Origin of the sequence: Weizmannia sp. FSL K6-3076 (assembly GCF_038007245.1) — a bacterium.
Classification (GTDB): domain Bacteria; phylum Bacillota; class Bacilli; order Bacillales; family Bacillaceae_C; genus Weizmannia; species Weizmannia faecalis.
In genome coordinates this window covers 891,740-905,833 of the sequence record NZ_JBBOWU010000001.1, presented here as the reverse complement: position 1 = coordinate 905,833, position 14,094 = coordinate 891,740, and the positions used below count along the sequence as shown (strand labels likewise).

10 protein-coding genes and 1 pseudogene are annotated in these 14,094 nt (G+C 44.4%); 1 reads left to right on the top strand and 10 read right to left on the bottom strand.

Going from position 1 to position 14,094, the window contains the following annotated elements; all coding sequences use genetic code 11:
• Positions 1 to 121 precede the first annotated feature (121 nt).
• The 8 genes from trxB to NSS95_RS03950 all read right to left on the bottom strand — a co-directional run bounded on the left by trxB (position 122) and on the right by NSS95_RS03950 (position 7,975).
• On the bottom strand, positions 122 to 1,069 hold the full coding sequence (trxB, locus tag NSS95_RS03985; protein ID WP_340713802.1) for a thioredoxin-disulfide reductase: 948 nt from the start codon (positions 1,067 to 1,069) through the stop codon (positions 122 to 124).
• A 182-nt stretch (positions 1,070 to 1,251) separates the two neighbouring features.
• Positions 1,252 to 2,763, bottom strand: coding sequence for a tetratricopeptide repeat protein (locus NSS95_RS03980; RefSeq protein WP_014095826.1), 1,512 nt, complete (start codon positions 2,761 to 2,763; stop codon positions 1,252 to 1,254).
• A 99-nt stretch (positions 2,764 to 2,862) separates the two neighbouring features.
• Positions 2,863 to 3,378 (bottom strand): acyltransferase, encoded by a 516-nt coding sequence (locus NSS95_RS03975; protein WP_014095827.1) that lies wholly within the window; start codon positions 3,376 to 3,378, stop codon positions 2,863 to 2,865.
• Positions 3,375 to 4,028 carry a pyrophosphatase PpaX gene (gene ppaX / locus NSS95_RS03970; RefSeq protein WP_026684194.1) on the bottom strand — a complete coding sequence of 218 codons (654 nt, stop codon included), beginning with the start codon at positions 4,026 to 4,028 and terminating at the stop codon, positions 3,375 to 3,377. The genes NSS95_RS03975 and ppaX overlap by 4 nt, the downstream gene beginning before the upstream one ends.
• A gap of 95 nt (positions 4,029 to 4,123) precedes the next feature.
• The gene (gene lgt, locus NSS95_RS03965) at positions 4,124 to 4,939 is read right to left on the bottom strand and encodes a prolipoprotein diacylglyceryl transferase (protein ID WP_035182142.1); all 816 of its coding nucleotides are present in this window, start codon (positions 4,937 to 4,939) and stop codon (positions 4,124 to 4,126) included.
• A 63-nt stretch (positions 4,940 to 5,002) separates the two neighbouring features.
• Positions 5,003 to 5,956 (bottom strand): HPr(Ser) kinase/phosphatase, encoded by a 954-nt coding sequence (hprK, locus tag NSS95_RS03960; protein WP_014095830.1) that lies wholly within the window; start codon positions 5,954 to 5,956, stop codon positions 5,003 to 5,005.
• 404 nt (positions 5,957 to 6,360) lie between these two features.
• Complete coding sequence (locus NSS95_RS03955) at positions 6,361 to 6,705, bottom strand: phage holin family protein (protein WP_035182163.1); 345 nt, start codon at positions 6,703 to 6,705, stop codon at positions 6,361 to 6,363.
• 124 nt (positions 6,706 to 6,829) lie between these two features.
• A complete protein-coding gene (locus NSS95_RS03950) occupies positions 6,830 to 7,975 on the bottom strand; it encodes a DUF4097 family beta strand repeat-containing protein (protein ID WP_035182145.1) in 1,146 nt (381 codons plus the stop codon).
• A gap of 299 nt (positions 7,976 to 8,274) precedes the next feature.
• Here NSS95_RS03950 and NSS95_RS03945 point away from each other — a divergent pair, with 299 nt between their 5' ends.
• Complete coding sequence (locus tag NSS95_RS03945; RefSeq protein ID WP_014095833.1) at positions 8,275 to 11,871, top strand: CDP-glycerol glycerophosphotransferase family protein; 3,597 nt, start codon at positions 8,275 to 8,277, stop codon at positions 11,869 to 11,871.
• A gap of 129 nt (positions 11,872 to 12,000) precedes the next feature.
• On the opposite strand, the gene NSS95_RS03940 is transcribed toward NSS95_RS03945, so the two are convergent.
• Together NSS95_RS03940 and NSS95_RS03935 are read right to left on the bottom strand one after the other, a co-directional pair.
• On the bottom strand, positions 12,001 to 12,807 hold the full coding sequence (locus NSS95_RS03940; RefSeq protein WP_014095834.1) for an ABC transporter permease: 807 nt from the start codon (positions 12,805 to 12,807) through the stop codon (positions 12,001 to 12,003).
• A pseudogene (locus tag NSS95_RS03935) lies at positions 12,804 to 13,991 on the bottom strand (CDP-glycerol glycerophosphotransferase family protein); the annotation flags it as partial. The pseudogene NSS95_RS03935 and the gene NSS95_RS03940, both read right to left, overlap by 4 nt.
• Positions 13,992 to 14,094 lie beyond the last annotated feature (103 nt).

The window sequence follows — 14,094 nt, the reverse complement described above, 5'->3', positions numbered from 1 at the left end:
CAATTTATATTTACATCATACCGCAAGTTTATTTCATGCGGGTTACAAACACGTTAAAACCACTTGACGTTTTCCCTGTTTTTAGCAAAATGCCGGGGATACACGCCTTTTTATCCAGCAATCAACCGGCTTTCATGGCTTCTTTCACTTCTTCTACATAATGCTGGGCGTTTTGTGCGGCAATGCTGCCGTCGCCCGTTGCCGTGACGATTTGGCGGAGCGTTTTTTCACGGACATCGCCGGCTGCAAAAATGCCCGGAATTTTCGTTTCCATTTCCTCATTCGTCAAAATATAACCGGCTTCATTCGTAATGCCCAGGTTTTCAAAAGGCTTGGTCAAAGGCACCATGCCAATATAAATGAAAACGCCGTCCGTTTTAAATGGTTTTTCTGATCCGTCCACAGTCGAAACGAGCGTCACAGTGCCGACTTTTCCGTTTTCTTCATGGATTTCTTTCACCGTATGATTCCAGATAAAGTCAATTTTTTCATTTTTAAAAGCCCGGTCCTGCAGGATTTTTTGCGCCCGCAGCTGATCACGCCGGTGCACAATCGTCACTTTATTGGCAAAGCGCGTCAGGTAATTTCCCTCTTCAACAGCCGAGTCACCGCCGCCAACGACAACGAGATCTTTTCCTTTGAAGAAAGCGCCGTCGCACACTGCACAATAAGAAACGCCGCGGCCGCCCAGTTCGTTTTCGCCTTTGACACCGAGTTTCTTATATTGGGCGCCCGTTGCGATAATCACAGCAAGCGCTTTGTATGCTTTTGCGCCTGCTTTGACAATTTTATAATCCCCGTCTATCTCAATGCCTTTAATATCGCCGTATGCATACTCGGCACCGAACTTTTTGGCATGCTCAAACATTTTATTTGATAGCTCCGGACCGAGAATCGATTCATAACCCGGATAGTTTTCCACTTCTTCCGTGTTGACCATCTGGCCTCCTGGAACGCCACGCTCGATCATCAAGGTTTTCAAGTCTGACCGCGATGCATAAACGGCAGCTGTCATCCCGGCAGGCCCCGCCCCGATAATGATCACATCATAAATTTGTTCTTCACTCATCGTTTGTACCACTCCTTATTGAAAGGCCGCGGCCGGGAAACCGCAGGCCGCCTGTTTTCATCGTTCCACAAAGATGCAATTCCATACGATTTTTTTGAAAAAAACCCACTCTCTTTTATGCAGTGGGGTTTTCTTTCATTCTCTATAGTAAAGGAATATTGGTTTATCGTCTATTTTTGTGCTTAAAGGAGCGATTTGATCCGGTTTGCGTATTTCCTTAATGTGGAGACGGAAATCCGGTACTCCCTTGCGATTGCCTGTTGGGATACTTTATCGCCTTTTTGGTGATGCCACAAGTAATCGATAGCGGCGGCAAAACCGGACTCATTTTGAAACCGTTCCCCGCGTTTCAGACCGGTTAAAAAAATCGAAAACCAGGCGAGCATTAAGTTCGTATAGCCCGGAAACATCGGACCGTAATGGCTGTGGAGGATACATGCAATATTGTGGCCGCGCACAAACACCTCATCCGGGTCAAACGATTCGCGAATATCCGACTCCAGCACATGGGCGAGATAAATTTTTTCGGTCAGCGTAAAATCGTCAAGCGGTTTAAAATCCGGATGCGATACGATATCCGAACGATTGGAAGACAATCCGATCATGAAAATTCCGAAGAACCGCTCGGGCAACTCCGTGCTGTTCAACCTGTCCAAAATAAACTGGACATTTTTCTCGTTCATTTTCTTTTCCATTTCCCGGTTCCATGGTTCGCAGCCTTTTTTCTCCGGATTCAGTTCCACAAGCTGCTCCCAGGCGGCTTCTGCTGCCTGTTGCCGGTTCGTATGGTAGGCCGCCCGCGAAAGCCAGTAGTAAAACGAAGCATCCCCGTCAAATCCAACTTTTTTCAACCGGTTCAGCCAAAGGTACGCCTCTTCATAGCGCCCGACAATTGCAAATGTTGCACCGAGTTTATATTGATGGTCCAGTAACACCGGCCGAACTTTTTCAAGGCCGCGTAAAATCTGTTCCAGCTTTTCGTCATCGCGTTTATGGTAGTAAAAAACCGCTAAATTGCAAAGTGCATGAAGGTTGCCAGGGTTCTTTTCGAGCAAATCCATCAGTACCTCGACCGCTTTTTCCGTCTGACCAAGGTAAAAACACGCAAGCGCCATGTTGTTGTAGGCAGACCAGAAATCGGGGTATTTCTTGATCAGTTTATGCAACTCCGAAAGCGCCGTATCGAAATGTCCCGCTTCGAGATACCGCCTTGCTTCCTCTTGTCTGGCCATGAGTTCGTCCTGTTCATACGAAATAGCGCCCGTTTCGTCCTCTTCTTCCAAATCAAGCACATAAATGAGTTCTTCTGCTTCTTCCCTGTACTCGCCAAACGGGTCCAGTTCAAGATATTTTCGCGCATGGTATAAAGCTTCGTTAAAAAATCCGAGATCCGCATAATTATTGGCAATAAAATAATGGCATTCGACCATGCCGGGATCGAGTTTTGCTAAAATATGGCGAAAAATGTCAATCGCCTTCCGAAACGCTTCACAATGGGTATAAATGATCGCAAGCTGGCAGGCGATGACCGGATCATACGGGTCAAGCTGGGCAGCGCGCTGCATATATTTCAATGCCTTTTTGATGTCATGGCGGTCATAAGCCTGGACACCTTTATTAAAATAGTATTCTCCCGTTGGTACAAAAGACAGCACATTGTCATGTTCCTGCCTTAATTTGGAATCTTTGCTCATGTTGTTCCCTCACAAACAAGTAACATTCATCGTTTCTTGTAGTATAACATACAATTGGAAAGCCTTTAACCTTTTGGGATAAAGTAATTCTTCCCTTTTTTATCGTTTTGTTTGTTCCGGGTCTTTCTTTTCGCTACTTTTCTGCCTGATTTGAAGCGGATTCCCGCAAGCAAAGGCACCAGCCGGCACATCTTTATGGACGACAGAACCGGCGGCCACCACCGCCCTGTCTCCGATCGTTACACCTGGAAGGATCGTCGTGTTCGCCCCGATCATCACATCATCGCCAATCACAACTTCACCGATTCGGTATTCATCAATCAAATATTCATGCGCGAGAATGGTCGTATGATAGCCGATCACGCAATTTTTGCCGACTGTGATCATCTCCGGGAACAGAATATCGACAAGCGCTTTGTAGGCAAAAGCCGTCCTGTCCCCGACTTTCATGTGCAAAAAGATGCGGTACATTTGGTTTTTAAGACGCAAAAACGGAAGAAAGCGCGCAATTTCAATGACAAGCACGTTTTTAAAAACTTTCCAGAATGAAACGGTTTTATAAATTTGCCAAAGGGCATTCGATCCTTTAACCGGATACCGCTTTGTATTTCTCATTTCACATGGACCCCGACAATTTCAGCAAGATCCGTCATCGTTTCGAGCATAAAATCCGGGTTGTATTGCTCGAGAAAAGCGCGCCCTTTTGCCGACCATGCCACACCGGCCGAAAAGGTGCCGGCATTTTTCCCCGCTTCGATATCATGGTAATTGTCGCCGATCATCATCGCTTCTTCCGGCTTTGAACCGAGAAGGCGGAGCGCTTTTTGAACAGGCTCCGGATCCGGTTTGGCCTTTTTGACATCATCAAGCGCCACAATCACATCAAAAAACGGGTCCAGTTTTGCCAGTTTCAGTCCTTTCTTGATCGTGTCCTTCATTTTTGTTGAAACAATTCCGAGCTTAAAGCGGTGTTCCTTGAGCATTTTAATCGTGTCATATACGCCCGGAAATTCCTTTACAAGCGCATCATGCTGCTGAATATTGTACGCCCTATATTTGGCGGTCATTTCTTCCGCCCGTTCCGGATCGATCGATAGAAACGTGTCGATTAAAGGCGGGCCGTTAAAAATGAGCACGTCCTCGCGGCTGTAACGACCCGGATAGTAATCATTGAGCGTATACAAAAAGGACTGGATAATCAATTCGTTCGTGTCAATTAAAGTGCCGTCAAAGTCAAATAGCAATGTCGTAATCCGGTTTTTCAATCTGCTTCCCTCTTTCTTTTCGTGGCTCCGTTTGGCCGGAAAGCCTGTTTGCCTCTCTGAAACGGGCTGAACCATCCGGAAAAATTAAGCCTTTTTCACTCTTCATCGTATCGTTTGGCCGATAAGCCTGTTTTTCTGCGGTAAAACCAGAGAAGAAGCGCGCAAACAATCAGGATGAAGGATACAACTTGCGCCATGCGGATATGCGCAGTCAACATCAGGCTGTCCGTCCGCAAACCTTCGATAAAAAACCGGCCGATCGAGTACCAGATAAGATAGGTTAGAAAAATTTCGCCCCTGTGCATCGCCGCCCGCCTTCTCAACAAAAGCAAAAAGATGAAACCTGCAAGATCCCAAAGTGATTCGTATAAAAATGTTGGCTGGTAATAAGTGCCGTTTATGTACATTTGATTAATGATCCAGTCCGGGAGATGCAAGTTCTCGAGAAAAGCCCTGGACACAGCCCGGCCATGCGCCTCCTGATTCATAAAATTGCCCCAGCGCCCGATCGCCTGCCCTAAAATCAGGCTCGGCGCAACGATATCCGCAATTTTCCAGAAAGAAACGCCCTTTGCACGTGTAAAAAGAATGGCGGTGACCACCGCCCCAATCAGCGCGCCGTGAATGGCAATGCCGCCATTCCAAATTTTAATGATTTCACTTGTATGTTGGGCATAATACTTCCATTCAAACAGGACATAGTAAATCCGGGCGCAAATAATGGAAACCGGAATCGCCCAAATGCATAAATCGGCAATGATATTTTGGTCAACCGAAAGCCGGTCAGCTTCCCGCATCGCAAGGGCAAGACCCAAAAGAATGCCGCAGCCGATAATGATTCCGTACCAGTGCACACTAAACCCGCCTAAATGAAACGCAATCGGATCCAGCGGGGTAATATTCGAATCCATTTTTCACAACCACTCCTTCTTTTCCGCGCCGTAAAGGCCAGCCTAAAATACAGCCGGCCATTTTTACGGTTCGTTCTTTTCTTCTTCCGTTCCCTGCTCGTGTTCTTCGATGACGTTTGCGAGCTTGGCCGTAAATTGCCGCGCCGCATTGACGCCCATATTTTTCAGACGGTAATTCATCGCCGCCACTTCGATGATAATGGCGAGGTTCCGCCCCGGCCGCACCGGTACCGTCATCTTTGTAATTTCGGTATCAAGGATTTTGACTTTTTCCTCATCCAGCCCGAGCCGGTCATATTGCTTATGCTCGTCCCATAACTCGAGATTGGCAATCATAGTAATTTTTTTATGGCTTCGGACCGCACCAGCGCCAAACAGCGTCATAACATTGATAATGCCAAGGCCGCGGATTTCAAGCAAATGCTCGATCAATTCCGGCGCATGCCCGATCAGAGATCCTTCTTCTTCCTGGACAATCTCCACGCAGTCATCCGCGACAAGGCGGTGCCCCCTTTTGACAAGTTCAAGCGCTGTTTCGCTTTTTCCGACCCCGCTCTTGCCGGTGATCAGAACGCCGACCCCGTACACATCTACAAGCACACCATGGATGGCTGTTGCCGGGGCGAGCTTATATTCCAAATAATTGGTTAAGCGGCTTGAAAACCGGGTTGTTTTCATCGGGGTCCGCATCACAGGGATCGATTTTTCTTCGGAAGCTTCTATTAACTCATCCGGTACTTCCAAATTTCGTGATATCACGATGCCCGGTGTAATATCGCTGCATAAGTTGTCCATCCTGCTTTTCCGTTCCTCCGGCGAGAGCCTCTTGCTGAATGTGATTTCCGTCATCCCGAGCAGCTGGATCCGGTCGGCTGGATAATAATCGAAAAATCCCGTCATCTCGAGCCCCGGTCTTGAAATATCGCTTGTGGTAATCGGGCGATGGATGCCCTCTTCCCCACTGATCAATTCCAGATTAAAATGTTTAATCATATCTGCTACGCGCACCTTTGCCACTGTAATTCCTCCTGTTAAGTCCGGATGAAAACCACCGGAACGGCTTGTTGATGATTCAAAGGCTTCTTATTATTTTATCATTTCCCAAAGGGCCCGTTCCACCCTTTTCAACCAAAAATCATCCTGTGCCGTGTAAAACTGCGTTAGAGCGGTTCAGGGCCTAATGGCAAATCAGAGCGGACGCTGCTTTCCTCCTTTTCCAAAAGGGCGACGCTATAAATGAACGAAAAGTCGCCACCCTGTTACTTCTTTTGAGATAAATGCCGGGTGGTGCATTTTTCATTTTAAAAATAGCTTGGCTGCCTGAAAATGATTTACCCTATATCCATCGGGCCATGGCATGAAAAAACGGCGGGTTTTCGCCGCCGTTTTTTCAAAGCTCCGGTTTCAGGCCGCCGCGTATCTTATTTTCGGAATACGGTTTCCTGTAAAATTAAGTTTACGACCGCCATGATGATCGCAACGAAAAAAGCCATGCCGAAGCTGTCAATTTCAAAACTTGCGCCCATCAGTTCATCCGTCAGCACAAGCGTAATGGCGTTAATGACGAGCAAAAAAATGCCCAAGGTGAGAATCGTGATCGGCAACGTAAGCAAAATCAGGATCGGCCGTACCAGAATATTTAAAATGGACAAGACGAGACTTGACATAACGGCAGCCCCAATATTTTCGACATAAAAGCCATGAAAATAGCCGGAAAGTGCAATAAACAACGCCGCATTGATCAAAATTCCAAGTAACCAGCGCATGATCATCAAACCTTTTCTGTGTGGTTCTTTTTACAGTATATAACGGCATAGCAGTTGATTCCAGCAGCAGAGCAGGTACGCATCTTTTTTTCGCGAAATTTCTGCTCCCCCGGCAAAAATACGATTATGCTTCCGGGCTTTCTTCTTCATCCGGCGTTTGTTCGTTGATCGTGATGGACCCCGTTTTCGCGTCGGCAAAAATATATAATGCGGGCTCGGTGGTGCCTTTTCTGCTGAACCGCGCCACTTTCTGAATCATTTCTTTTCGTTCTTCATATTTTTCCATGCCTTGAAGGTCAATCGCAAAGTTGCCGAAGTTGCTTTTTCCTTCCCCGTGTACGGAGATGTTTTCCGGGATGGTCATTTCAATGTTTCCGGAGACGGTCTTGCTGTGCAATGAATCGGCGCCCGGAGCCATTTTTACCGTAATATTGCCGTTAAATGCTTCAAAGTCTGACCGCCTGCACGCTCCGTTCCACCGGATGTCCCCGTTCATCGTCTGTACTTCAACCTGCCCGATTGTATTTCCGTCAAAATCAACGGTGCCGTTTCCCGTTTCGACTTCCGCCGTTTCCAAATCGGCATGTTCCACAAGTACTTTTCCGTGGAGTGTTTTCACTTTTAACTGGTCTGCCTGAATGTCTTTCACCTGGACGTTTCCATTGAAAGTGCTCAACGTGATTTTCCGGTAGCGGGACGCCGGAACATAAACGGCTGTATCCACTTTCATCCATTTGGATTGCGTAGAAAACACAAGCCTGCCGCCCTCCACCGAAAACGTGCTATTGTTCAGCAGAAAACTGCGGGCATCTTCCCTGTCATTGGTGCGGTACACTTTTGCTTGGCATTCTATCCGCACATCTTCCTGATCCCATTGTTTAAACGTTAAATGCCCGTTTGCGATGTCCAATTCAATCGTATCGGTTTCCGGCAGGCTTTGCTGGAAAACATGGGAAACTTCGGCAGACTGGCCCAGCTGGAGATCAAAGTCCTTTATTTTTTTCAGCGCGCCGCCGACAAGATCAAACAACTTTTCTTTCGTTTCATTAAAATTCCGGTCTGCGTCGCGGAACTTTTTCTGTCCGGTGGTACTACCAGCCTCGCCGCTGCCGCCGTTTGTAGCCTGTTCCCCGTTTTCTGCCGGATCCTCTTTCGCAGCAATTTGTCCCGCCTCTTCCCTGTCCAACGCCTCCAACAGCGTCAGTGCCTCATCCGTCGACAATTTCCCGTCCTTCACCATATCCAAAATCCGTTTTCGTTTGTTTTCCATGGGGGATGGCCTCCTTTTTCTGCTCGTTACTTCTCTTACGTTTAACAGCATATTAAGTTTCAATTATTCCATCATTCATTTTAAAAACCTGAAACCGGATTCCTTTGCTGCCATCATATAGACAAATATACTTTTTTTCGATAAGATTTGTTAGGGAAACCTCCCTACAATATGATTCCTTTTTTGACAAAATTCATATCAATTTTTATCGATAAGGAAATAATATGATGGATCATGACAGAAAAAACTTGTAAATCATTACCAATATAGAGATCTCTTTTGAAAGGAGACACCGTCAGTTGAATAAAAAGGTATTAAAAAGAAGATTGAAATTTATCGGTGCGCCGATTATACAGTATCTCATTAAAGATAACCATCAGCGTGCCAATCAATATGCAAAATTTTATGACCAGTTGCGGATAAAACCAAACACCATTCTTTACGAAAGCCGCGACGGAAAAAGTATGACAGACAGCCCTTATGCGATTTTTAAATATATGGTTGACAATCCCGCTTATCAACATTACAACCATATTTGGTCAATCCAGGATTTTCAATCGCTCCAGCCGGTTATAGACAAATACAAAAAATATCCAAACGTTAAATTTGTACAGCGTAATTCCAGGGAATATTTAAAGGAATTGGCCTCATGTGCGTATTTAATTAATAATTCCACATTCCAATCTTTTTACGCTCCGAAAAAAGGCCAGGTTTATATCAATACGTGGCACGGCACGCCATTGAAAAGCATGGGCTTTGACATTCCGGGCAATCCGGCCCAGTCGCAAAACGTGTTAAGAAATTTCCTGAGTGCCGACTATTTGCTGAGCCCGAATGAACATACGACCAAAATGTATCTGGACAGTTATAAGCTTGAAGGGCTGTATGACGGAAAAATTATCGAAGAAGGGTATCCGAGGATTGATTTAACCTTCCATACAAATCCGAATACCGTAAAAAAAGCGTTAAAAGACGCCGGATTAACCGTTGATTTCAATAAAAAGAACCTCCTTTACGCGCCGACTTGGAAAGGAAAAAGTGTTTCAAAGGCCAATAATGATGTAATGCAAATCATCTCTGACATGGACAGAGTCGAAAAAGAGGCCGGAAATGAATACAACGTTTTCGTAAAAGTCCATCCGTTTTTATACCCGCAGGCAGCCAAATATCCTGAATTGCAAAGCCGGCTTGTTCCTGACTATATGGACACGAATGAACTGCTTGCTGCAACGGATCTTTTAATTACGGATTACTCCAGCATCTTTTTCGATTACCTGGTCACAGGAAAACCAATATTATTTTATACATGGGATTATGATGTATACAGCGAGGAAAGAGGACAATATCTCAAAAATGAAGATTTGCCCGGCCCGCTCTTGTTTAGCGTAGAGCAATTGATTGAAGCCATTCACAACATTGAAACGGTATCGCAAAAATATGCTTCAAATTACCAAAACCTCCGCAGCCGTTTTACCAACCATGAAGACGGAAAAGTGACGGAAAGAATTGTACAGTATATTTTCGACCAAGCTTCTTTGCCCCTTCATATTGTCAATGCAGTGCCGGTTAAAAAGGAACGGATACTGATTTATCCGGGGGGGATGCGAAATAACGGGATTACCTCCTCTTTCCTGAATTTAATGAACAACATTGATTTTGAAAAATACGATGTCAGCTGTTTTACCGGCGCACCAAGATCGAAAGAAGTCCTGAATAATATTTACAAAATCAATAAAAATGTGCGCATGATCTTTAAACCTGGCGTACCGCTTTACCGCGTGTTTGAAGTATACCGGGATAAATTTACGCATAACCGGGGCATACAAGGGAATCTTGGGAAAAAGATTTTTCCAGAGCGTGCTTATGTCAGGGAACATACGAGATTGTTTGGCAACAGTCATTTTGATTATATTATCGATTTCAGTGGATACAGTTACTATTGGGCAAAGTATCTGGTCGTTGCAGATGCGAAAAGAAAAATTTGCTTTATGCATAACGACCTGCTTTCAGACAGTGAACGTGAAATCAACGGGAAACACCCGCACAGAATCAACCTGAGAGGCTTGTTCACGCTGTACTACAGATTTGATAAGCTGGTCAGCGTCTCCAAAGGAACAATGGAAGTCAACCGGAAAAATTTAAGCCGGTATGCAAATGATGATCAATTTGATTACGTCCTGAATTCCATTAATCCGGACAGAATTCTTTATGCAGAAGAAGAAAAATCGGATGAGCCTAAAATTACCAAGTTTAAGGCACGGGCGCTCCTCAGTAATGTAAATGATTATCCGGTTTGGCGGGTGCTCCCTTCCATTGAAGGCGCAACACAAGTATCTTTGTCCAATGAGATGGCGAATGCCGAGGTTTTGATTACAGCCAAATCAACAGTAAAACACGCATTATATTACCGTTTCCATTACGAAGGCAAAGAAATCGGCTGGATTCATGAAAAAGCAGTTGCCCTTCTTCCGGATAGTGTTGTCACATCGGAAAAGGTAGATAAGCTGGCAAAGATTGTTAAAACAAGAGGAAATGCTATATGGAGCAAACCTTTTAAACTGCCTGGAACAAGAAAGATCTCTTTGAGTTCCGACTTTAAAAACTGTATTGTAGCTGTTGATCAGGCAGTACAAACACAGCATTCAACTTATTACCGGTTCTCTGTAAAGAAAGAAGCCATTGGCTGGATTGACAAAAGAGCGCTTGGATTTTACAGCAGCTGTACGATTGAACCCAATACGGGAATTTTCAGCAAGCTCAAGATATTTGTTTTACGAAAGCTGATTCAAACGTTAAATTACAGTAAAAGAGAATTTTTAAACCATCTTGACGGCCGAACACGCAGGCTTGTTGACCTCCGCAAGCCTAAATATTATAAAGTGGCAGGTTCAGTAAATGAACCAATATGGAACAAGCCGTATCCAAATCATAAGGCCAAGATGGTAGAAGAAGCTTTGAACTATAAAGATGCCATTGTCACTGTAAAGAAATTAGCAAAAACAAAACAGGGCGTTTACGCTCTCATTTATTTAAAAAACAATAAAATCGGCTGGATTCATACAAGCGCATTAAGCCCATTGAAACGCTCAACTGTCGTCTCTGACATTGAAGTTTTAAAAATCGCGAGGATATTGCCGGATGAGAAAAATGCGGTAATCTGGTCCAAGCCATATGGAATGGAAGGCGCGGAAAAGGCAGGGCTTCCCGATATGCTGAAAGGTGATGCAACCTTTACAATAGACAGGGAAGTTACCACCCCATCCGGGACTTATGGCCGTATCCTGCAGGCGGACGGGCCTGAAATTGGCTGGATCAACATGCGGAACGTCTTTGTAGAGCGTGCTTACGGATACGAAGTAAATGGCCAGTATGTCCCGGAACCGGACAGCAGCCATTACAATTTTGTCAACATGGGCAGGCTTTCTCCGGAAAAAGCGCAGGCCAATTTAATTTCGGCGTTTGCCGATTTTCATAAAAACCATCCGAAAAGTAAACTCTATATTCTCGGGCAGGGCCCTTTAAAAGCCGAGTTGCAGGCGCTGATTCTGGAGCTTGGCGTAAGCGATTCTGTTTTCCTAATGGGCCAGCTTGATAATCCTTTTCCTTTTATGAAAAAATGCGATTGTTTTGTCCTGTCATCGCATTATGAGGGCCAGCCGATGGTACTGCTCGAGGCGTTAACGCTCGGCATGAAAATCGTGGCAACAGATATTGTCGCAAATCGTACCGTCCTCGAAGACGGCAAATACGGGCTGCTTGTGGAAGACAGCATTAACGGGTTAAAATCAGGATTGGAAGCCATGATCACCCACCAGCATCCGGAATTTGAAAAGTTTCATTATCAGGCGTATAACAAAGCCGCCATGGAAACATTCTACAGATGCTTGCATGAATAAGATGAAAAAAAGCACTCCCTATTAATAGGAAGTGCTTTTTTTCATACCTGTTTTTCGTCATCCGGGCCATTTCGAGTCAGCTCTAAAAATCTGATCACGGCCGGAAATGGCCATCTTTCGGGAAAACCCTTATAAGAAATCGACAAAACTATTTCTAAATTTGATATGCAGCGCCGAACCAATCATAAAGACGATGAGGGTTACAGCCCAGAAATAAATCGTGTAATGTAAATGTTCAACAAGATACCATCCCATATTTCCAAGCAATGCAGAGCGGTACCCTTCAACAATGTAGTAGTACGGATTTAACTTTAAAATCAATTCAATCGGGCCATGCAATCTTGCAGATGGATCCCAAAGAACAGGCAAAATATAAATCATCATCCGCATAATCGCCTGCACAATGTTTTGCACGTCCCGTACAATCGTTGCCAGCGTAGATGTAATCAAAGATAAAGAAAATGTAAATACAAACGTGCAAACCAAATAATATGGCAGCTCAAGGTAATAGACGGAAACCGGATAACCTTGAAATTGAAGGATAATGATCACAATCGCAAGCAGCAGCAAGTGCTGATAAAATTTTGACATAATGACATAACTCGGAATGGCGCTTAATGGAAAATTCATTTTTGCAACCATTCGGATCCGGGAATAAATGGAACGGGATCCTTGCAAAACAGCCGGGCTGATAAAAAACCAAATAGACGACCCTGCAAACAGCCATGGAATATAACCCGGCCGCGGATGCCCGCCTCTTAAACCAAAACCGAAAACAAACCAGTAAATCGCAAGCTGGATCATCGGATTTATGACTTCCCAAAGGATGCCCAAATAATTATTCCTGTTTTCACTCCTTACCTCATATAAGGAAAGGCGGATAATTAAATAAAAACTGTTGAATTGCTCTTTTAAGACAGTAATGGCAGATTTCATAACTCTTTCCTTTCTGCAAATACCCTTTCAACAACGCGCCGTGCTGATTCTCCACATTCTAAATAACAGAATTTCTGATAAAAAGCATCAAATGAATCCGGCAGTTTATATCCCGCGGCATCCATCTTCTTCACTTCATCAATCACCTGTGCGGTCGTTGTAACAAGCGGGCCCGGTGCCTCTTTTTCAAAATCAAAATAAAAACCGCGCAAATGGTCTCGGTATTCTTCAATATCGTATACGAAGAAAAGCATCGGCCGTTTTAAAATGGCATAATCAAAAAATACGGATGAATAATCCGTGATCAGCAAATCAGAAATTAAATAAAGCTGCGCGATATCTTCATAATTGGAAAAATCATAGGCAAAACCTTGATAAGGTGCTAAATCCAATTGTTCCGCAACCAAATAATGCATCCGTAAAATTAAGATATAATCATGGCTCAGATGATGCTGCAACTGATCTAAATCAAGTTTTAATTCAAACCGGTACTTCCCGGTTTCATGAATTTGGTTATCCCGCCAGGTAGGGGCATAAAGAATCACTTTCTTATCAGCCGGAAGCCCCAGTTTGCTTTTTAATGACTTAATAGATGCACGGTTGTTTTGGGCGGCTAAAATATCATTACGCGGATACCCGGTTTCAAGTATCGCCTGGCGGAATTGAAAAGCGCTCCGGAAAATGGCTGTTGAATAGGCATTGGGCGAAATTAAGAAATCCCACTTCCCCGCCTCTTTCAAAAAATCTTTTTTATACTGTTCAGCCGTAGTTCCCGGAATATGCACTTCTTCCATATCATTTGCAAGTTTTTTCAAAGGCGTCCCGTGCCATGTTTGAAGATACACGGTATGTTTCGGCTTCGGAATCCATAAAGGCATCCGGCTGTTGGTCACCCAGTAACGAGCCCTGGCCATCATATATACCCAGTAAGGAGACAGCCTTTTAATATAGCGGACGTCTTTATTTTGAAAGTTATGTAAGAAGTTTTTGTGCGCGCTCCAGTAACAAGTATAGCCCGGGTAATGCGCTTTGATATATTCATATATCGCCCGCGGATTATCGCTGTACTGCTTGCCCTGAAAGCTCTCAAACATAATCACGTTCTTTTTGGCGGGCAATTTCCCGATCAAAAGCATAGCCAAAAAATAAATTTGCTGTGCTATGCTTTTCAAGATTTTTTTCATACAAATGCATCCTCACATCAAGACACGATTGAAAGCACTTAAACGGCTAAAACACAGTAAAATTAAACAGATTTCCCATTGATGCGGTTTTTTCTTGCAATAC